The 21178-nt window shown below is 49.4% G+C and carries 18 protein-coding genes; 10 read left to right on the top strand and 8 right to left on the bottom strand.

What is annotated here, in order from left to right:
* Window positions 1-39 precede the first annotated feature (39 nt).
* Complete coding sequence (locus tag AC58PV_RS28835) at window positions 40-333, bottom strand: hypothetical protein (protein ID WP_497436224.1); 294 nt, start codon at window positions 331-333, stop codon at window positions 40-42.
* A 194-nt stretch (window positions 334-527) separates the two neighbouring features.
* On the opposite strand from AC58PV_RS28835, the gene AC58PV_RS28830 reads away from it, so the two are divergent.
* On the top strand, window positions 528-2126 hold the full coding sequence (locus tag AC58PV_RS28830; RefSeq protein ID WP_497436222.1) for an SWIM zinc finger family protein: 1599 nt from the start codon (window positions 528-530) through the stop codon (window positions 2124-2126).
* Window positions 2114-4987, top strand: a complete 2874-nt coding sequence (locus tag AC58PV_RS28825; protein WP_497436221.1) for a DEAD/DEAH box helicase — start codon at window positions 2114-2116, stop codon at window positions 4985-4987. The genes AC58PV_RS28830 and AC58PV_RS28825 overlap by 13 nt, the downstream gene beginning before the upstream one ends.
* A gap of 428 nt (window positions 4988-5415) precedes the next feature.
* On the opposite strand, the gene AC58PV_RS28820 is transcribed toward AC58PV_RS28825, so the two are convergent.
* On the bottom strand, window positions 5416-6597 hold the full coding sequence (locus AC58PV_RS28820) for an EAL domain-containing protein (RefSeq protein WP_497436220.1): 1182 nt from the start codon (window positions 6595-6597) through the stop codon (window positions 5416-5418).
* A 212-nt stretch (window positions 6598-6809) separates the two neighbouring features.
* On the opposite strand from AC58PV_RS28820, the gene AC58PV_RS28815 reads away from it, so the two are divergent.
* The 3 genes from AC58PV_RS28815 to pyrH all read left to right on the top strand — a co-directional run bounded on the left by AC58PV_RS28815 (window position 6810) and on the right by pyrH (window position 12020).
* Window positions 6810-9695 carry an ATP-binding protein gene (locus AC58PV_RS28815; protein ID WP_497436218.1) on the top strand — a complete coding sequence of 962 codons (2886 nt, stop codon included), beginning with the start codon at window positions 6810-6812 and terminating at the stop codon, window positions 9693-9695.
* Window positions 9696-9826: 131 nt separating this feature from the next.
* A complete protein-coding gene (locus AC58PV_RS28810) occupies window positions 9827-11152 on the top strand; it encodes an MFS transporter (RefSeq protein WP_497436217.1) in 1326 nt (441 codons plus the stop codon).
* 127 nt (window positions 11153-11279) lie between these two features.
* Window positions 11280-12020, top strand: a complete 741-nt coding sequence (pyrH, locus tag AC58PV_RS28805; RefSeq protein ID WP_497436216.1) for a UMP kinase — start codon at window positions 11280-11282, stop codon at window positions 12018-12020.
* Between the two features lie 438 nt (window positions 12021-12458).
* Here pyrH and AC58PV_RS28800 read toward each other — a convergent pair whose 3' ends face one another.
* Window positions 12459-13334, bottom strand: a complete 876-nt coding sequence (locus AC58PV_RS28800) for a GNAT family N-acetyltransferase (RefSeq protein ID WP_497436215.1) — start codon at window positions 13332-13334, stop codon at window positions 12459-12461.
* Between the two features lie 179 nt (window positions 13335-13513).
* On the opposite strand from AC58PV_RS28800, the gene sigY reads away from it, so the two are divergent.
* The 4 genes from sigY to AC58PV_RS28780 all read left to right on the top strand — a co-directional run bounded on the left by sigY (window position 13514) and on the right by AC58PV_RS28780 (window position 15967).
* Complete coding sequence (gene sigY / locus AC58PV_RS28795; protein ID WP_497436213.1) at window positions 13514-14038, top strand: RNA polymerase sigma factor SigY; 525 nt, start codon at window positions 13514-13516, stop codon at window positions 14036-14038.
* Window positions 14039-14398: a YxlC family protein gene (locus tag AC58PV_RS28790; protein WP_497436212.1), complete on the top strand. Its 360-nt coding sequence runs from the start codon at window positions 14039-14041 to the stop codon at window positions 14396-14398. It begins immediately after the preceding gene.
* Window positions 14385-14597 carry a sigmaY antisigma factor component gene (locus tag AC58PV_RS28785; protein ID WP_497436211.1) on the top strand — a complete coding sequence of 71 codons (213 nt, stop codon included), beginning with the start codon at window positions 14385-14387 and terminating at the stop codon, window positions 14595-14597. The genes AC58PV_RS28790 and AC58PV_RS28785 overlap by 14 nt, the downstream gene beginning before the upstream one ends.
* 164 nt (window positions 14598-14761) lie before the next feature.
* Window positions 14762-15967: an MFS transporter gene (locus tag AC58PV_RS28780; RefSeq protein ID WP_497436210.1), complete on the top strand. Its 1206-nt coding sequence runs from the start codon at window positions 14762-14764 to the stop codon at window positions 15965-15967.
* A 364-nt stretch (window positions 15968-16331) separates the two neighbouring features.
* Here the strand turns inward: AC58PV_RS28780 and AC58PV_RS28775 are convergent, their stop codons facing one another.
* The gene (locus tag AC58PV_RS28775) at window positions 16332-17174 is read right to left on the bottom strand and encodes a DUF6597 domain-containing transcriptional factor (RefSeq protein ID WP_497436209.1); all 843 of its coding nucleotides are present in this window, start codon (window positions 17172-17174) and stop codon (window positions 16332-16334) included.
* Window positions 17175-17266: 92 nt separating this feature from the next.
* Between AC58PV_RS28775 and AC58PV_RS28770 the strand changes: the two genes are divergently transcribed.
* Window positions 17267-17716, top strand: a complete 450-nt coding sequence (locus tag AC58PV_RS28770) for an SRPBCC domain-containing protein (RefSeq protein WP_497436207.1) — start codon at window positions 17267-17269, stop codon at window positions 17714-17716.
* Between the two features lie 66 nt (window positions 17717-17782).
* Here the strand turns inward: AC58PV_RS28770 and AC58PV_RS28765 are convergent, their stop codons facing one another.
* The 4 genes from AC58PV_RS28765 to AC58PV_RS28750 are packed head-to-tail and all read right to left on the bottom strand — an operon-like array spanning window position 17783 to window position 21036.
* Window positions 17783-18454, bottom strand: a complete 672-nt coding sequence (locus AC58PV_RS28765) for a GNAT family N-acetyltransferase (protein WP_497436206.1) — start codon at window positions 18452-18454, stop codon at window positions 17783-17785.
* A 21-nt stretch (window positions 18455-18475) separates the two neighbouring features.
* The gene (locus AC58PV_RS28760) at window positions 18476-19144 is read right to left on the bottom strand and encodes a GNAT family N-acetyltransferase (RefSeq protein WP_497436205.1); all 669 of its coding nucleotides are present in this window, start codon (window positions 19142-19144) and stop codon (window positions 18476-18478) included.
* Window positions 19145-19148: 4 nt separating this feature from the next.
* The gene (locus tag AC58PV_RS28755) at window positions 19149-20006 is read right to left on the bottom strand and encodes a carbon-nitrogen hydrolase family protein (protein ID WP_497436204.1); all 858 of its coding nucleotides are present in this window, start codon (window positions 20004-20006) and stop codon (window positions 19149-19151) included.
* A gap of 40 nt (window positions 20007-20046) precedes the next feature.
* A complete protein-coding gene (locus tag AC58PV_RS28750; protein WP_497436202.1) occupies window positions 20047-21036 on the bottom strand; it encodes an acrylyl-CoA reductase family protein in 990 nt (329 codons plus the stop codon).
* Between the last annotated feature and the right edge of the window lie 142 nt (window positions 21037-21178).

Here is a 21178-nt window from a genome sequence, read left to right as displayed (position 1 = left end):
AGCTTCTTTACACCTTTCTATCGATCCGTTCTACCTGTTTTACACCAAATAAATGACGGAAACCAACTTCTCGCCATCGTGCACCTTGAGCACGTGATTACCTGCATCATGCCGAACTGAACCTGCTCCAACCTGCATCACCGGCGTACTGCCTAATCCATAGAATATATCGTCAGCCAGCGTACGCAGGCATTCTTCCTGATCACTCACGTCTAGCTCCTGCCAGTCTTCTGCACTCATCTCCAGCAGCTCATAGAAACCATTCACCATTTCGATCCCACGTACAAAATCGGTAACAATGTCCTTATATTCACGACCAAATTTAATACCCACTCGCGCAGTCTCCCTTCAAGAAGCATTTCATCTAGCTTCACTTTATCATATTCTGGATAAGAATGCAGGGTTAACCCCTTGCGAAACGGATTAAAAATATCGCCTTTGGCATAAACTGTGGAAATGGGCAATTTCGGAAAAAATCTGTTACTATGGAAGAAGGAATGCGCCGCTCGGAGGGTAGGAACGATCACATGTTGAAACTTCAAATTCCCAAAAATCGAATGAACTACCTCATCAAGCAAATCCCGCTGCACTTTGACGCCATCCGTCTGGAGCAAGGCTGGGAGTATTATCATAAAGGCCGTGTGACCGAGGTTGATCTCAAAGGACTTAGTGTTCTGGCCACCGTCACAAGCAAACAAGTTCATAAGGTAGACGTCCAATTAGAAAATTTCGCTGCGAGCACCTGTACGTGTTCTTTTGATGGCTTCTGTCAGCATATTGGCGCTACGTTTTTCAGCCTATACGCCACGTATGGTCGTCCAGAGCTTGTCCTGCAGCAGCTCAAACAGCAAATTCATACACGGAAGAAACCAGCCCGAAGTGCTGCGGCTTCCGTTATACAAGAACGTAAGGCGGCCGCACAGGCGAACGTGCCTTTGGAAGATAGTATGCCTAGTGATTGGCATCGTTTTTTTGAAGGAAAGTTCCACGGCTTCTCGATATCGCATCAGCATTCCATTGAAACCTTCTATGAGTCCGCCTTGGAGTCCCTGCCGCCTTATGCAGTCAATTGGCGCGATACGACGCGAGAACTCTACATGTTCCACATTGTGCTGTTCATGATGCGGAAGATCGAACAATTTTATCAAGAAACGAAGAGCTCCTACTTAAGCTATTATCATGAAAATGGGTGCAAAATTTCCGCCAAAAACTGTGAAGATAAGCTTGTCGAATTCGTCGATCGGATCGATGTGAACCGCTCTTTCTTAGCGGAACCTAAGATATGGTTATCCACGATGAAAATGGTCGGAGAATCCGCCCTGCAAGGCAAGGACAGTCCTGTTGATTGGTTGTTCGTGTATCGTTTCATCTGGTGGAAATTGACGGGTCAACCTAGCGCTCAGAAAGAAGAAACCGCACGTCTTGACGCTCTTCTGACCAAGAAGGAACTGCTTCCGAAGAAGAAGGATGCGTTGCTTGCGGCTAGGGCGCATTTTGATATTATGCAGGGGCATACCGAGCAGGCTTTCGAACGGCTGGGGCAGCTCGTACACCCCCATGCGAAGGATTTCTTCCTCTATCTAAATAGATTTGCGAGCGATGGACAGTGGGATCATATGCTGGTCTGGCTTCGTTGGCTATTCCCGGCGATAACGAATGCCAATCATGATGATTTCCGCGCCTTCTGCCAATATTGGCTGGATACGACGAAGCATCTAGCTAACGATAGCGAGTGGGTGCAGGTGATGGAGTCCTTACTCCCACGTTCCTACTACTATTACACTGCGTATTTGCTGCAAACGAAGCGGTACCGTCAGTGGGTCGATTTGCAACTGGCGAATCGGATTTCCCCCTTGAATTTATATGGGGCGGAGCTTAAGGCGATCGAAGAACATGACTCCGCGCTGCTCCTTCCGCTCTATCATCAAGCAGCCGAACGAGCTGTTTTGGAGAAAAATAGGGCTTCTTACAAGACGGCGGTCCGCCTCCTTAAGAAGCTGCATAGCATCTATAAACACATCGGCCAGGATGACCGCTGGGAGCACTATATTTACCGCTTAGCGGATAAGTTCTCGCGTTTGCGTGCTTTCCAAGAAGAGCTCAAGAAAGGAAAATGGATTCGATGATCGAAACCAGCGCGCTAACCGTTCACGTTAGTTCCTTACCTAACGGCTCCTTATTTCTATGGGGTTCCCGTGAAAACGGTGGTATTTGGGACGCTCTTGATTTAAAACATATGTTATTCGCCTGGCATCGCGCCTCCTTCTTCGGCACCTTCATGGAACCAAGTGAATGGCAAAATCGGGAGGGCATCGAGCTGCAACCTTTGGAAGCGCTCGATTATTTCAGCGAACCGCAGCCTGTTCAGCACTTACAATTGAAATGGCATGCATCTTGCACTGACGTGATTGCTTTGGCCCCCGCTATTCGCGAGTCGCTGGCGACAGGCCGTTTCATGCCTGACTACGAGAAATGGAAGTCCGGCGAAATCGGCTGGAAGCTGCAGCTGCCCGAAGAGCTGCAACTGCTGGAGACGCCAGCGGTGCAGCGCTGGATTCATGCCCTGATCCCGGAATGGGTCGATGCCGACGGGGTCATGAAGGACAATTTACGCAAGCTGGAAGCTGCGTATCCGTTAATGCGCCGCGGCGATGTCAGCGGCGAGGTGTGGCTGGACGAGGAGGACTGGCTCGTCAGCATTGGTTGGCGTCAGGATCGGACGCCGATGCGGACGTGCCTGCAGCTCGTCGAGCCGGACCTCGCGCATGGCGCGGGCTGGCAGCTACGCGTGCTGCTGCAGGACCGGCTGGCGCCGGAGGTGCTGCGCACCGTGACGACCGGCGGCGAGCCGGTCGCCGGGGAGCAGCCACTGCCTGAGGCATGGCTGCCCGAGATCGCCCGCGCCCCTCGCGACGCGGCGAAGTGGGTGCGCATCCTGCCGTGGCTGGATGCGGGCGAAGGCGTCCTCCGTCAGACGTTGACGGAGGAGGAGGCTTGGCGCTTCCTCGCAGAGGGAAGCGTCCGCCTGGTTGAGGCAGGAACGAGCGTGTTCCTGCCGGCGTGGTGGGAGCGCATCCGCAAGATGCGGCCTAAGCTACGCGCCAAGATCAAGTCTTCCGTCGGTTCTGGACGGGAGACGATGTTCGGGCTGACCCAGCTGATGCAGTTCGACTGGAAGCTGGCTGTTGGGGATTTGGAGCTGACGGAAGAGGAATTCCATCAGCTGCTGGAAGAGAAGCGCAAGCTGATCCAGATTCGCGGCAACTGGATTCAGCTCGACCCGCGGTTCATGGCACAGGTCGAGCAGATTATGAAGCAAGTGCACAAGAAGCAAGGGTTGTCGTTCCGCGATGTGTTGGAGCTGCATTTTGCCGGTGATGCAGGTGGCTTATTACCCGCTGAGGATGATCCGGATGCTGCGCGTTACCTCGACATGGAGGTGGAGCTGAACGAACAGCTGCGTCACATGATCGAACAGCTAACGCAGACCTCGGCAATTCCGACGATGGAGCCGCCGCCTAGCTTTCATGGCTCTCTTCGCCATTACCAAGTCGACGGCATCTCATGGTTGTTGTTCTTGCGAAGATTTGGACTCGGTGGCTGCTTAGCCGATGACATGGGTCTCGGAAAAACGATTCAATGGATCACCTACTTGCTCACGGTCAAGGAGACCGAGCAGCCCGATACACCTTCGTTGCTTGTATGTCCAACCTCCGTGCTAGGTAACTGGCAGATGGAGCTGAAACGATTTGCACCTTCCTTGCGTGTCCATCTTCACTATGGGCCGCAGCGGTTAAAAGGGCCTGCTTTTAGCGAGAAAATCGTTGGCAACTACGACTTGGTTCTGACATCTTACACGCTTTCCCATCTAGATGAGAGTGAGCTGGGCGCAATTGCTTGGAACTCGATCTGTTTGGACGAAGCTCAAAATATCAAGAACGCTTATACGAAACAGGCTACGGCGATTCGCCGTTTGAATGGGTTTCATCGCATTGCTTTAACAGGAACGCCGATTGAGAATCGACTCACTGAGCTATGGTCGATCTTCGACTTCGCGAATCCGGGCTATCTCGGCACCGTGCGCGAGTTCACGACTCGCTACGTGAATGCCATCGAGAAGACGCGCGACGAGGCGACGATTGGCAAAGTTCAGAAACTGATCCGCCCATTCCTGTTGCGGCGTGAGAAGAAAGATCCTGCTATCCAGCTGGATCTGCCGGAGAAGAACGAGTCCAAAACGTTCATCTCGCTCACAGCAGAGCAAGGCTCGTTGTACGAGAACTACATCCAGGATATGTTCGATCGCCTGGATAAGCTTTCGGCGATGGAGCGGCGTGGCCTCATCCTCGCTGCATTGACGAAGCTCAAGCAGGTGTGTAACCACCCTGCTTTGCTGCTCAAGGAAGGGCTCGGCGCCCCGTGGAGCGGACGCTCCAACAAGCTAGAACGCTTGCTCGAGATGGTGCAGGAGCTGCGCCAAGAGGGCGACAAATGCTTGATTTTCACGCAATTTGTCGAGACCGGCAACCTGCTGCAGCATGTGCTGCAGGGGGAGCTCGGCGAAAAAGTGCTGTTCCTGCACGGAGGAACAGCCAAGAACGGGCGCGATGAGATGATCGCGCACTTTCAAGACCCGACCTTGCCGGTCGACGAGCAGCGCAATGTGTTCATCCTTTCGCTGAAGGCAGGCGGCATCGGGCTTAACCTGACGGCGGCGAATCATGTGTTCCACTACGATCGCTGGTGGAATCCCGCCGTAGAGAATCAGGCGACGGACCGCGCCTTCCGGATCGGCCAGACACGCCACGTGCAGGTACACAAGTTCGTGACGCTCGGCACGTTGGAGGAGCGCATCGACGAGATGATCGAGCGCAAGCTCGGCCTCAGCCAGCAGATCGTCGGCTCTGGCGAGAACTGGATTACCGAGCTGTCGACTGACGAGCTGCGCGATCTATTCTCGCTCCGCCGTGAGTGGGTCGAGGCGTAAAAAGAGGTTATCCCAAGCTTCACCTGGGATAACCTCTTTTGTGCTCCATGCATATCCATCCATCTCTCTAGCAACCTAATACACAACCCCTTATCTACTCATCTGCCCCGTCCTTCCACTGAGGCGCACCTTACCCCAACATTACCTCTTCCCCTTCCACACTACCTCATCCACCAACAAGCTAATCCATAAACTTAACTGTATAAACTCCAGTTAAATTCATTCAAATCTCCTAAATAAATCAATTAACTGTAAAACCTACATCTAATCTGCTTCATTTTAATGAATTGGGGCCAGTTGCCCGAAATTAACTGGAGATTTTCCATTTAAACGTTTTATTTTGTCAAAAGCGCTCGAATTAGATGTACTTTTTCCATCTATTCGCGAATGCGAAGCAGTGTCGATGTTCGTCCGTCCTTTCCCCCCACTCAGATCGACAAATCCAAAAACAAATAATATCCCTCACCCATCGCACATGAGTAAGTCTGAATCTGACGGGAGGTATCCAAGTCGGTATAGGCTTGGGAGAGTGTGCCTTGCTTTTGAAGATTCATCATCAGAATGTTAGAGATGAAATAGGGCCGCCACGTCCAGTTTGCCTGACGGTAGCTCTCGTCTTTGCCCCACCCCTCTTCAGAACGTGTGTAGTTAGAGGAAATCTGATAGCCGTCTCCCTGACAGATGTACATACGGATACAATTGTCCGTGACGTTACTGATGGTTCGCTCGATCACCGCATCAGCCTCCTCCGCATTGGAGATGTGTACAGAGGCATTGATTAACGCATCCAGCCTTTGGTGCACACTCAGCAAGCGATGATAGCGCTGAAACTCATCCTCACCGAACGATTTAATTTCCACTTCCAGCATGGCTTTGTACGCATCTGGTCGTTGCAGGTTTGGTTCTGCTTTGGAGAATAAGAAGCCTTGCACATATCTCGCTCCCACTTGCAAAGCGCTGCGCAGTTCCTGCTTGGTTTCGACACCTTCGACAAGCAAGGAAGCCCCAATTTGCGCTGATACAATAGAGAAAGACTGCATGATTGCCTTGTAGCCATCGTGAACGATACTTTTTTTCAAAATATTCAGGTCTACCTTCAAGATCTTCGGCTGTAAGCTCGCAATTCGATCGAAATTACTAAAACCGCTCCCGACATCATCGATAGCGATTGTGCATCCGAATTCTCGATATAATTCAACGATCCACGTCAGCTCCTGGAGATTGCCCGTAAATTCCTCTTCGGTAATCTCAATGACGATCCGCGAAGGATTAATCTGGTATTTTTTTAACAATTCAATCGTTGGTAATTCACCCGTTCGCTTGTAGGTTCTATAGATCCAAGACGGCTTAAGGTTGATAAATAGTTCACTCTCATCCGATGCAGCTGCGATTCGTTCAATGGCCTGCTCTCTTAAATGACGATCAATCATGAGATGTATGTCTTCAGAAATTTCAGGATTTTGGAAAAATGGTCCTAAGCTCTCTACACCACGCTCACGAACCCATCTACCTAGTGTTTCATACCCTACGATTCGTTGATTCTGCAAAGAGATAATGGGTTGGAAATAGGGACGTACTTCATGACGCGGCGGAATCCTGCTGTTTTTCACCTGCACAGTGCGCCTCCCTCTTAGAAATTTATTCATGTCATAGGAATTAACATACCACTTCGTTATTGACTCATATTTTAAACGACATCGCCATTTTCTGCAAACTATTATGTAAGAAAACATAACATCGTCATTTTTTAGAGGATTTTGTTGATGTTTGTCGAATTTCTACCTGATATTTTAATCTATGAGAAGTTAGGTGACCGATTGGAATGAAAACTTTCACGAGATCGCGGATCTCCATGTTATATGTCATTTTAATAGTGCTTTTACTAGCCTTCGTCAGTGTATCCAACTACATGGCCTCTCGAAATATGGAGAGAGAGAACAATGCGATCGTGAATCAAGCTCTTCCAATTCTAACGACGGCCAATAGTCTATTAACCAGCATAATTAATCAGGAGACAGGTCTCCGTGGTTATCTATTAGGTGGAAGTGAGCAGTTCCTTGAACCTTACACAACAGGAAGAGAGCAAGTCGCCAATAGTTTAAATGTGCTTTCAACCTACGACAAGAAATATCCGACTCTACAAATTATTATCGATACCCAAGCTATCCCTGCCATTACCAATTTGCAAAAGTATTATGATACAACCCTGGAATTATACCGTTCAGGCAAAATTGAAGAAGCGAAAACCCGTGTCACTGGTGGCAAAACGTTAATGGATCGCTATCGTGTCATTCATACGAGTATTGAAAATAATATTGAACAGATCACCTCTACCTCCTATGAGGCTTCTCAGCAAGCAGGCAAAACTTCTCGTTTGATCACCATTATCGGTTTCCTAATCGCGCTTGTTGCAGGAGGTATGTCCCTCTTCATCTCGATACGTTCCTACGAAGCGGAGAAAGAACTGCGCAAGAGCGAAGAAACTTACCGTTATATGGCCGAAAGTTTGGAATCCCAGAACGAGGAGATTATTGCCCAACAAGAGGAACAGCAAGTTACACTGGCTAAGCTCTCTGAGCGTGAACGGGATTTGGAACTCATCTCCTCGTACCAAGAGAAGCTCACTGGCTATGTGAAATTAACTGATTTCTTGAAACATACGCTGCCCGCCTTATTAAATTCGCTTGCGCAGGATGCCGCTTTGGTTGTCCTGGAAGAGCGCTCAGAGCATGGCGTTAGTTCCTACAACGTTATTCATTCCATCGGGTATCCGAAAGGACATATTCAAGCCTCTCGCAGTGAACTCTTCGGACCAGCTAGACGTGTATTCGAAGAAGGCGTTTCGATTACCCATACCCGTGATGTGACAGGAAATGAGCAAGGTGTTCATAATGGCATGACACGTGCCATCGATCATTACATGCCACTGACGGATGACAAGCAGGAAGTCATTGGTTTTCTTTTACTGACGAGCTACCAATGTTCGCTCTTTCAAGATGATAATCAGCGTCTGACCAAAGGTTTAGTTCGTCAATTCGGACTTGCCTTCTATGCTCAGGTTGTGAGTGATGAGAAATTGCAGCAGGCAGAAAGCCTAGCCTTGCTGAACGATCAACTCACGGCAGAGAAGTTGTTATTAGAAGGTCAACATGACCTTATTCAAAATATTCTAGAATCCGCCCACGAGGGCATGATGATGTGTGATTCCGAGGGCAAGATCCTCTTTTCCAATCATCGTATGAATCAGTATTTCGGGTTGAATGATCGGATTGGCGAGAACCTTGTGAGTTGCAGCTCCGAGATTGTAGCTGAATCACCTAGTTTTCATGGGGTAGCCGCTTCCATCGAAGCTTTGATTGATCGATCGTTGTCTCACTTGACGCAGCGCTTCAGCTTCCAACAGGACGAACAGCTTCAACACGCGGAGCTCTACGCTACCGTTGTTAGCGAAGGCACGGAGCAGCAAGGCTATCTCTTCGTTTTCCGTGATCGTACGGAAGAAGAGCGCGTCGATGAAATGAAAAATGAATTTATCTCCATTGTTTCTCATGAGCTGCGGACTCCACTTGCCAGTGTGCTCGGTTTCGTAGAGATTCTACTGCATCGCGACCTGCCGCAAGAGAAGCAGAAACGTTACATGGAAACCATTTATAACGAAGCACAGCGATTGTCGAATTTAATTAATGATTTCTTGGATCTGCAGCGGATGGAGTCCGGTCGTCAATCGTACAATTTCGCACCGATTCATTTGCAAGCCCTTGTCACCGAAATCGCCGACCAATGGCAGGACAAGCAGTTGCATCAGATCGTCGTTCACCAGACTGAGCCTGAACTTTGGGTACGCGCAGACATGGACCGTATTCGTCAAGTCTTTGATAACCTCATTAGCAATGCTATTAAATACTCGCCGGGTGCAGATCATATCGACATTCACCTATTAGCGCATGAGGGTAAAGTATCCATTGCCATTCAAGATTACGGACTAGGTATACCACCTGAGGCGAATGAGCATATGTTCTCGAAATTCTTCCGTGTCGATAACTCCGACCGCCGCCAGATTGGCGGTACTGGCCTCGGACTAGCCATTGTAAAGGAAATCGTCGAAGGCCATGGCGGCCACATCTCTTATACATCCGAAATGGGACAAGGCACCACGTTCCGTATTGAACTCGATCTCTATGAGATTTCCGGATTAGACGGGAAAATCGTTATTTTTGAAGACGATGATAACCTGGCCAAATTAATCGGGGTCGCCTTGCATAAGCTAGGTCTGCCCTCTATCCAACTGCGTTCCGCCGAAGAAGGTATGATTGCACTACGTCGCTGTGAGGGTGAAGGCCCCATTCTGTTCATCGTAGACATTCATCTGGAAGGCGAGAAAACGGGCTGGGATTTCATCGCAGACCTATATAAACATCCCCAGCATGCCCAAACGCCGGTTATTGTTTCAACAGCGCTCGACCCGCCTCATGATTATCATGAGAAAGAGATTGAGAAATATCTGAAGAAGCCGTTCACGATGGAACGTCTCGTCCAGGTAGCGAAGCGATTGCTCGACAATAAGAGCAGCTTAGCCTATGTTTTTCCCGTTCAAGATAAAGAGGCACTCTCCACTACCTTAGAACGCAACGGCATTAATGTGCTCAAAATGGAAGAGAATCAGGACATGATTGAAGTTGATATCATCAAGCCCCCATCAGACAAATAAACGTTAACGATCTCTCCTACCTATTTGAGGTGGGGGAGATTTTATTTTTATTGTGAAGTAGAGGGATTTCCCTGCATAATCGCCAATATAATAGAGAAATAGAGGTAAGTGAAGAGAAAGGGTGTGCCCTTATGGCAAAACTTGAATCCGCTACCAACCCCGCACGTGGGCGAAGTGTTTGGGCGTTATTTTTCTCCCTGCCAATTTTTGCATGGGCGATGTATGACTTTGCTAATACCATTTTTTCTTCCAATATCGTAACTGTGTTCTATCCGTTTTACTTAAAAGAAACTTTAGGCAGCAGTGAGGAAATGAATCAGATCGCAAGCACGTTCATCACTTATTCTAATGCGCTATCCAGCTTCTTCTTAGTGCTCCTATCTCCCTTATTCGGTGTATGGATTGATCGTACAGGCAAAAAGAAGGCCTATCTCGTCCCCTTCACACTGGTTGCGATCCTCGCCACATTTCTAATGGGAGCATCCGCACTATGGGAGACTGACCAAGAATGGCTAGGGCTTAACACGTCGATTATCGGTGTCATTATATGTTTCATGATCGCCAAATTTTTCTATAACTCCAGCTTAGTATTCTATGATTCCATGATCTCTGACCTGGGCAATGAACGCGAGATTCCTCTGATCTCTGGATTCGGTGTAGCCGTCGGTTATGTAGGAACGCTTGTCGGTCTTATTGCTTTCCTGTTCGTTCATGATAATCACTTCGAAAGTACCTTTATTCCAAGTGCGGTCATGTTCCTCCTTTTCTCACTGCCGATCATGTTCTTGTACAAAGAGAAACGACAGAAACCAGTGGCAAGCAACAAGTCCCTGCTAAGCGGTTATCGTGAGATCTGGACGACGTTCAAAGAAGCGAGGAAGTACCAAGCAGCTTTCACGTTCATGATCGCCTACTTCTTCTTTAACGATGCCATCGCTACCGCGATTGCCGTTATGGCTATTTATGCGAATACCGTCATGGGCTTCTCGACCGGGCAGTTCATTCTCCTATATTTGGTATCAACCGTGTCTAGCGTGGTCGGCTCCTTCCTCTTCGGTTATGTGACACGCAGCATTGGACCTAAGAAGGCAGTAACCATTGTTGCGTTGATCCTCATTGTAGCTATCTCCCTCGCCTCTTTAGCCACAAGTCAAAGCATCTTCTGGGTGGCAGGCAGCTTATATGGCGTCTCTATGGGGGCAATGTGGGTGACCTCCCGTACATTAATCGTGCAGCTAACGCCGGAAGAAAAACGCGGCCAATTTTTCGGACTATTCGCCTTCTCGGGGAAGGTGTCCTCCATTGTCGGACCTTTACTGTATGGCTCCATCACATGGGCGTTGGCCTCCACTGGCAACTTAGCGAGCCGCGTCGCTCTGGGCTCCTTGTTAGTCCTTGTGATCATTGGACTTATCGTCCATATGCGTGTTCCGCAGAAATTGCATAATCCCGCATAATTCATGTACAATTACTTCTAACATGATGAAATAGACAACAGCAAACACTAAAGCATTTGAGGCTTTAGTGTTTTTTTGCAGACATAATGAATCGTACAGGCGTTCTCATCAGAGAGGGGATATGGTAATGACTTTACGGTACAAGCGCGTCCTCATTAAACTTAGTGGCGGCGCTGTCGCAGGCGACAGTTCTTTCGGATTCGACCCTACACAATTGGATCATATCGCCAATGAAATTATGACTGTCGTGAATTTAGGCGTTGAAGTGTGTCTTGTGATTGGTGGAGGTAATATTTTTCGTGGCAATATGGGTGAAAGCTGGGGCATCGAGAAAGCAGAGGCTGACAATATCGGCACACTCGCGACGGTCATCAATAGCCTAATGCTGCGCGGGGTGTTGAAAGCGAAGACCGAAGCCGAAGTGCGTGTGATGACAGCGATTCCAATTGCATCTGTGGCGGAGCCCTTTATCCGTTTACGTGCCATTCATCACCTGGAAAAAGGGTACATCGTCATTTTCGCCGGCGGGAACGGTCAGCCTTTCGTTACGACGGACTATCCGTCTGTGCAGCGGGCGATCGAAGTCAACTGCGACGCCATTCTCGTAGCGAAGCAAGGCGTGGACGGCGTCTTCGACAAAGACCCGAAGCACCATCAGGAGGCGCTCCAGTACAAATCCCTCCATTACAACGATGTGATTCAGCACAATTTGAAGGTGATGGATCAATCGGCTTTCATTCTAGCACGAGACTACCATGTGCCAATTCATGTGTTCAACTTTGATAAGCCAGGTTCGATGAAGGACATCTGCATAGGCCTGAATACAGGAACGATTATTAGCTCGGCATCTGAACTTATTTATCATTAGATTTAACGGCATCACGGTGGCATACCATCGCCGAATATTGCGCCACGGTAACATTACATCGTCCAACACAGGTACCACTGACATACTATTGACGATTAACGCACCACGCTAGCTCCCGTATCGCTGAACATTGAGCCACCGCTACTTTAACTGGATAAACTACAGCTATTTCTGCTATTTTTCGCACATTTGATACAATAACTGGATTTTATCCAGTTAATTTGACCCGATTTCGCAGATACAGTAGATTTAGGGGAATTTAACTGTATATTTTCCAGCTAATCGTCCAAATCGACCCGAAGCGGCGAAAATAGATGGAGGTTTTCCAGTTAATCTCGTCTGGGTGGCTGGGTGGCGTGGCGGGAGGGCTACCGACCATAAAGCCTCACATAGCACAAAAGGATAGGCAGCAGATGAATCTGCTGCGCTATCCTTTTTTTAACCGCGTAGGAGCACGTAATAGTCGTTCGCGTTCTTCGTGGCAAATCCACAAGATTCATAGAGGCCGAGCGCCTTCTCGTTCTCTACCGACACTTCCAGCTTGATGTGCTCTGCTTGGTCTTGTTGTTTCAACGCTGTAATCGTTTGACTCAGTATCTGGCGGCCATACCCCTTGCCCCTGATCTCAGGCAACATGCAAAAGCCATAAACAAATCCACTCTCGCCCGGCTCCACCATCGCACCAATTTTTCCAATCGGCTCCCTATCTAGCTCCGCAATCCACGTCCGTTCCTTGTCACCCGTAATGGTTTGCTTCACATACTCACGCGTGTCAGTTTCCGACATGTCGAAGCCCGACATATTCAGTTTAACTAACAGCTCCGTATCGGAGGTGTCTGCTAATCGAATCGATAAATCTGTGTGGGTAGCCCCAGGCGGGATGATCTGATCTTTCAGTTCCATCACATATTCGGAAAAAGAGTAATCGGCCCCAAGCTTGGTCAAAAATGCCTTCCCGCTTTCCGATCCACGCTCATTGATGAAGATCAGCTTTGGTACGCCTCTTTCACCACACACCTCCATCGCTCTAGCAACAAGCTGTCCAAAAACCCCCCGCCGCCGCGCCTCTGGATGTACCATACCACTGATCTCCACCTCGGTAGATAAGAAGCTGTAAATAGCGAGGAAGCCGACAATCCTATCATTTTCATAATAAACGAAATCGTTCGTCACGCCAGCAGGACGACTGGATAAGGTGCCCCAGTTTAATTTAATATCTATACCTTCATGTTTATTACATAGCTCCCATAGCGCTCGAACTTCCTCTAACTCTTCAGAAGATAAACCCGCTCTTGCATATATGCCTTGTTTCATATGTTGTCCTCCATTAATCATCTCATTCATTATGGACTTACCTGCTGTCATTATACATGTCTGAGCACGGCGGTGGTAAGCTAATAAATCATTCTACATATTTTTTCGCGCAGCCGTGAACGATCTTCATGAGCTGTTCGTACTATCTATGAAACCAGGCAGAGAGGATGTTCAATCACTTGGAAGAGAACGAATTCATTCGTCGAGCCATGCTAGATGACACCGCGGCTCTGTCTCAGCTGCTGCAGCAGCACTATGGGTTTGTGTATAAATATTTGCTTAAAATTACGCTGAATCCCTCCCAAGCTGAGGATCTCACGCAAGAAACGATGGCCCGATGCATTGAAAAAATAAAGCTCTATAACGGGACTTCGAAGTTCTCGTCCTGGTTAATTACCATCGCTACTCGGTTGATGATCGATCAGGGCAGACGCCGACTTTGGGAGCGCAAGTGGCAGGAGAAAGAACAGCAGCAATCCTTGCGCCAACTCCAATGGCAGACAGCACATCACACGGATGACAATTGGCCGGAAGTGTTACATGCCTTGGCCGATATGCCACGTGAGCGTCGCATCCCACTCATTCTCAAGCATTACTACGGGTACACCTACGAAGAAATTGGCGGTATGCTCGGCATCGCGGAGGGCACCGTGAAATCACGGGTGCACAACGCACTAAAACAACTACGAAAGGAGCTGAGCTAGATGGATGATGAGTTAGTCAAGCGGCGGCGGGGAGCCGAAGAAAGCGAAGAGGCAGCCGATGAAGCAGCCGCTCGCCAGCTGCGTGAGGGGCTGGCGCTCCTCGAAGCCGCTGTTCAAGTGCCAACGCCGAGCGCTGCTTGGTTCCATCAGCAAATTGCTGAGGCCAAGCGCAAACGGCAATCCAAGCTGTTGCGCGATCTAGTGATCCTCTGGATCAGCGCAATGCTTTTGTTCTATGTGTTGTATCTCACGGTAACTGCTCAGCCCGTTGCCTTCCTCACCATCCAAGCCGCGGCCATCGTGGGTCCGTTAGCTTGGCTACTCTTAAGAAAGCAGGTGGATGTTCATGACACCAACTGAATCTAAATTCGATCAACTGCCCCTCTGGGCATGGATCGGTATTGCATTGATTTTACTCGGACAAAGCACATGGCTTTACATTGACTCACGTAGACGCGGGGCCCGCCACCCTTGGTTTTGGGGCATTTGGGGCATTGTGCAGGCACCCGTGCCCACAATTGTTTATCTCTTCGCAGTGCGTAAGATTCATCGAAAATAACGGACTACTACGATTACGGTTGCCCCTAGGGCAGCCTTTTTTTATTGCCAAATACAAAAACACCATTGACTTCTTTCGGTCGAGTGAGCTATGATTTGGTTGTTATTTTACTAACTTAGTAAATTACTAATTTAGTAAATATTAAACCGAAAGGACTGAAACCCTTGTTAACCAATCGTTATGTTCGTACCATTCTCCTATCCCGCGTGCTCCTGCAGCTTGGTATTTGGATTCGTAATTTCGCTATCCTCCTCTATATCTCGGACATTACCCACAATAATCCGCAGTATGTGTCCTTGATTTCCATTGTGGAGACAGCACCTATTTTCATCTTCGCCTTCATTGGCGGGACATTCGCAGATCGTTGGCGTCCGAAGTTGACCATGGTCTGGTGTGACTTCATTTCTGCCCTTACTGTTTTCATCGTACTGTTTGCCGTACTCTCTGGCTCTTGGTACGCCTTGCTCGTGGGGACGTTTATTTCCGCCAGTTTATCGCAATTCTCACAACCCTCTGCCATGAAGCTCTATAAAAAGAACGTACCCGCGGAACACCTCCAGGGGGTTATGGCTATGTCTCAATCGCTAGTAGCGATTTTCATGGTATTGGGGCCTGTCTTTGGTACATTCATCTACCTGAACTACGGTATTGAAGCTTCTCTTATTCTTACAGGTGGAATGTTCCTAGGATCATCACTAGTGCTTACTTTCCTCCCGAAAGACGACAAAGAAGAAGTCACTGCGGGTAACAGTAACTTCACCAAAGAGCTGTTCGCTGGCCTGCGATATGTGCAAGCCAGCCATGCACTCCGAACACTAAGTCTGACCTTCGGTGTCACAGGATTAGCCGCAGGTCTTGTTCAGCCGCTCGCGATATTCATAGCCATTGAGAAACTAGGATTAAACAAAGAATCCCTGCAATGGTTTCTGATGGCGAATGGGGCTGCCATGCTGATCGGTGGTATGGTCATTATGGGGATTGCAAAGAAGGTTAAGCCGCAATATTTGCTTGCCGTAGGTTTGCTAGTTAGTGCCGTGTGCACGATCGGTGTCGGCATCTCCACCCTCGTATCCGTGACGCTAATCCTACAGATCGTAAGTGGCTTGTTCTATCCATGTATCCATGTCGGTATTCAAACTCTAATTATGCGGAACACCGAGGGGCCGTTCATGGGGCGAGTTGGCGGAGCGATTACGCCGATTTTCATGGGGATGATGCTGATAGGGATGGCTTTATCTGGTTATTTGAAGGATACAACTTCGTTGTTGGCGGTGTATGTGTTAAGCGGCTGTTTGCTAGTTGCAGGAGTTGTGCTCCTAGGCCCACTTCTTAAGAAAAAGAGGGAAAATGCCAAGCAGCAGGCTATGTAGGAAGTGGTAGGCGCCTGCACGTGATTAGAAGCGTGAGTTGTCGCCTTAAGTAGATTAGTTTGGTGAAGGATTGCATGGGGGGCTGTAGCTTTAGATGGATTTCCTACAGTTATTTTCCTCGAAAAGGGCTCTTTGCTTGAAATAGCTGGATTTTCTACAGTTAATTCTGCTCAAATCGATACCGCTGGCAGAAATCCCCCCAAATAGATGGAGGTTTTCCAGTTAATCATTCTTTTCAGTAAAAATTCCGGGAAATAACTGTAGGTTTTCCAGTTAACTTTCAGTGGAGACGCAGAGTAGCAAGGAGGGTGGAGCTCTGGATGCGTGAGTTGCAGAGATTGCATGGGGTTCATGGGTGCACCCTTCACTTCGCCCGCTTCATCAGCACATATTCCTCCGGCGTCTGACCCAGGATCGACTTGAAATCCTTAATGAAATGCGATTGATCATGATAGCCGAGATCCATCGATAGCTTCGTCCAATTATGCGTGTCGGTACCGTCGGTGGTTTCTGCCGCGCTTTGGATGCGGGCGATTTTGATCACCCATTTCGGGCTGACGCCGACATACTGGTCGAAAAGGCGCTGCAGAGTGCGAATATTTATCTGAAAATGTTCACAAACCGCATCCACTTTTGTAATCTCGGGTTGTCCGTACACATAATCCACGATCTGATTAACCAGTGCGACCTGTTCATCCTGGGCAGGCAGTTTGGAACGAATCATACTTTCAACTAGACTAACGTTCCTCCCATCGTCGCTGTGACCGAATACTTGCGCTTCCATCAGTCGCGGGTCCGTATCAAAAACATCCCTAATACTCAGCGGATTATTCAACATGTTAGACACGTTTTCCTGGACAAAGGGATAGAACCCGCCCGGTTTGAATTTCACACCGAACACACTTCCCTGCCCTTCCAGGTGATGTCCGTATTTCTCTTTACCAGGTCCATATATGGCCGTGCGCTCTGGCTCCACAACAAGATTCACGCAGGGGTTCGGGATCACATGCTGGGTATAGGGATCTTTTCCTGCAAGGTCCCATCGGACCACCCAATAATGCCGAACGAAAAAGGCCACATCCTCAGCAGGCGCATATCGACTTAATTGAAATTTGTGCCCACCCTGCTGAAAATTAATGATACCCAGACTAGGCATAGGCGGACTTACAGGTTGATGACTCTGACTTAGATTTAGATTCGTAGACATAACGAACACTCCTTGTCGCGTTTTTACAATACATGGGATACTAGATACATTATGATAGGTAGGATTACAGAAGCGAAGGAGTGCGAGCGATTATGGAGCTAAAGTATGAATTTTATATCGGTGCAAGCACGAAGCAAGTTTGGGATATTCTCATCACGCCAGAAGGTACTCGGCAAATTTTATTTGGCAGCGTGCTGCATTCAACTTTTGAAATTGGCTCGGATTATTCCTATATCGGTCCTGGTCAAGATGGCGATGACACGGTGCATGTGTATGGCACAATTCTGGCCTATGAGCCTGAGAAATTACTTAGCTGCACGGAGCATGCTGGGCCTTCTTATCGAGAGAACCATGCAGATTTTGAATCACGTATGACCATCACTTTAGAAACCGTAGGCAGTTGTACCAAATTGACGCTCGTGAACGATCAATGGACGCCAGATCACCCGAGCTTCGAGTCGACGAAAGCCAGCTGGTGGATGATTCTCAGCAACATCAAGACGTTAGCCGAGACGGGTAAAACACTAGATTTCGGTTGGTAGACGAGTAACCTAGATAGAAATAGAGGAGTCCATTCGGACTCCTTTTTGCATGCATAAAACCATAACTTACAACGGCAGCAGCGCCAGCGTCTGTTTCCCTTCTAGACCATCAACCATCGCTTCCCACGCATGGGGCTTATTCGCAAGCACCGCATAATACCGCCGCAAGAATTTCGCGACTAGCGCCGCACTAATCTCCGCTTGATCTTCATCCGTTGGCAGGAAACATAGATCTAGCTCCTCGACAGCTTCTCCATTGTTTTCCCAGGAAGGATGCACGTAAGGGAAATCAATCCGTTTATAGCCAAGATGCGACAATACCTCACGCCTAACGTAAGGATCCATCGGCTTCACACCGCCAAAAGCATGTCCCTCGATCCGATACGGATCATAAATCTCAGCGAACATCCCTACCATTGGATTCCCTGATTCTGCGGCAAGTCGTTCTAGGTCCTGCCAGCGTTTTCTTGCTAGAAACCGACCGATCCCAAGCCCCGCTCCACCAATAATGGTGAAATCCGTCATCGCCACTTGCCAATCCTCGTAATAGCGGTACTCAGTCGTACCGACGACTTTACCTTCATGCACCGCCACAAAAACACGAATGCCCGGGTCTTCTAACGGCTCTTTCCACAAAGCATAATCCAACACTTCCTCTGGGGGGAATACCTCTTTCATCAGATCATGCATCGATCGAAACAACGGATCCTCAATACTCGTTATGCGTACGAATTCCATAAGGTCAACTCACTCCTAATTTTATGTTATAAAAGGATTCCGCCACTCCATCAACAGCGCATGATTCAGCGATTCCTCATCTTCCAAATACCCCGCAACCACACCCACTGGCGTGCGGCCGCATCTTAGCAGGAACGTAATTACCGGGTCCTTCATCGTCCCCGCCATGACGGCTGCCATATAGCTATCCGCACTCATGGCCTCCGCAACTCGGTGGTAGCCTGGCATCCGCCCGCCTCCCAGCAAACGTGCTAGCCTTAACTGAACGACGACTTCATACATCGATTGCATCAGCCATTTGCCTAACCCAAGCTTACGGTAAGCTGGCATGATGCAGACATCCACGATGTAGAGTGTATCACCATCTGGACGATGCGTGCGGATATACCCATCATCCGTTATAGTTGACCAGCTGTGATCAGCACTTGCCGCCATAACCTCGCTATCCACACGCAGTCCTGTAATCGAGCCTACAACTTGACCCGCCACTTCTACGCACAGCGCCCCCTCCGGAAACCGTGTCACATGCTCCGTCAGTTGCTCCTTCGTCCACCAGAGTTCCGAGGGAAAGGGCGGCGGGAAACTCGCCTGCTGTACTGCAATCAACGCATCAAAATCCGCAACACCATAAGTACGAATGACCGCCTCAACGGGGGTATCACCATCGAATACATAGAGATGTTTTCTCATCTCATCATGACCAATCCGTGTACAAATCGGTACGACGGTCACGCCATGTAGTGACGGAGCCCCGCTCGCGAACGACGGCTAACAGCGAGAGGTCAAGATCGGCGGTCACGACCATATCGCCATTAATCTCGCCTTCGACGAGAATGCCTTTGGGCGGGAATGGCACATCATTTGGCGTAATGACAGCGGCTTGCCCGAAGTTCCCTCGCATGAAATCAACCGTTGGTAAGGCGCCTACCGTCCCTGTGGTCACCACGTAAATTTGATTCTCAATCGTCCGAGCATGGCACGTGTACCGAACCCGGTGGAAGCCGTGGCGATCATCCGTACACGATGGAGCGAATAACACATCAGCCCCACGAGCACGCGCCATCCGCACGATTTCTGGGAATTCCACGTCGTAACAGACGAGAATGGCTATCCGACCTTTGTCCGTATCAAAAACCTGCAGCGAATCCCCCGCACCCATTCCCCATTCCTTCACTTCCGTTGGGGTAATATGCAGCTTTTTCTGCTCGCCAATTCGACCATCTGGATAGAACAGGAACGCTGTATTGAACAGTTTGTCCCCCTCAGACGTAATGTGCGTACCGCCGATCAAATGCATGCCCGTTTGCTGGGCGAGTCCTTGAAACAAGTCGCGATAAGCCTCTGTAAAAGAAGGCAGTGCCTCGATCGGCAACGCTTTGCCGCTCTCATCGCCAATAGACATTAACTGGGTGGTGAACAACTCCGGGAACAGGACAAAATCCGCCTCGAACTCCTGCGCCACCTTCACATAATGCTCCACCTGTGCGGCAAACTCTTCAAAGCTGCTAATTGTATGTAAATGATATTGAACAGCGGATACCCGCATTTTCATAATTCCAACACTCCCTCACTCATAATTCCAAACGAAACCGTTACAGCCGAACCAGCACCCTGCCTCTGACCTTGCCTTCTAGAACGAGCTGTGCGGCCTCAGCAACCTCATCCAACCCGACTTCCTTATACACCGTCTGTTCGAGCATCCGTGGTTTCAACTCCGTCGCCATCCGCTCCCAGAGCACAGTTCGCACTGCTGACGGGCAATAGACAGAATCAATCCCTAGCACATTCACACCTCGCAGGATAAAAGGATACACCGTCGCCGCAAAATCCGCGCCGCCCGTCAATCCACTCAGCGCCACAGAGGCGCCGTATTTCATCCGACTGAGCATGTGCGCGAGCGCCAATCCTCCGACCGGATCAACCGCACCTGCCCAGTACTCCTTCGTAATCGGCTTACTCTCGGCAGGCGAAAGCTCCTCGCGCGTTAGCACGCGCGTCGCACCAAGCTCAAGCAAATACGCATGGTCAGCGGACTTCCCTGTGCTTGCCTCCACTTCATAACCGAGGGCGGCGAGCATCGAGACGCTGCTGCTTCCTACACCACCCGTTGCCCCACGCACGAGCACGGGTCCCTGTCCTGGGCGCAGCCCATTCTGTTCCATTCGGTGAATGGACAGGGCTGCTGTCAATCCCGCCGTGCCGAGAATCATCGCTTCGCGATGCGTCAGTCCCTGCGGGAGTGGCACCACCCAATCGGCGGGGACGCGCGCATACGCGCTGAACCCGCCGAAATGCCCTGTGCCCAGCTCATAGCTGGTCACGAGCACCTCATCGCCCTCGCGATAGCGGGGATCCGACGAGGCCACGACCGTCCCCGCCAGATCGATGCCAGGTACCATCGGGTACTGGCGCACGACTCGCCCCGAAGGGCTGCAAGCCATCGCATCTTTATAATTAATACCGGAGTAAGCGACGCGGATCGTCACTTCCCCAGCGGGTAAATCCTCCATGCGCAGTTCTTTTATTTGGCAAGCAAACTGATCCTGTATTCGCTCCACGACAATTGCGTTAAAGCTATCCATATTCGCGCCTCCAGGCTAATTTTACTTGATTACACTCGGTGTTATTAGTTTACTAAATTTTGTATCTCCTTTCCATTCTTGCATCTCTTTGCATACCGTTGCATCCCTTTGCGTTCCCTCACATTTTCTATGCGTTTCCTAT

The sequence above is a fragment of the Paenibacillus sp. J22FR83 genome (genome assembly GCF_059691955.1).
Note: the sequence above shows the minus strand (reverse complement) of the source record. Positions and strands in the feature narration are given on the sequence as shown.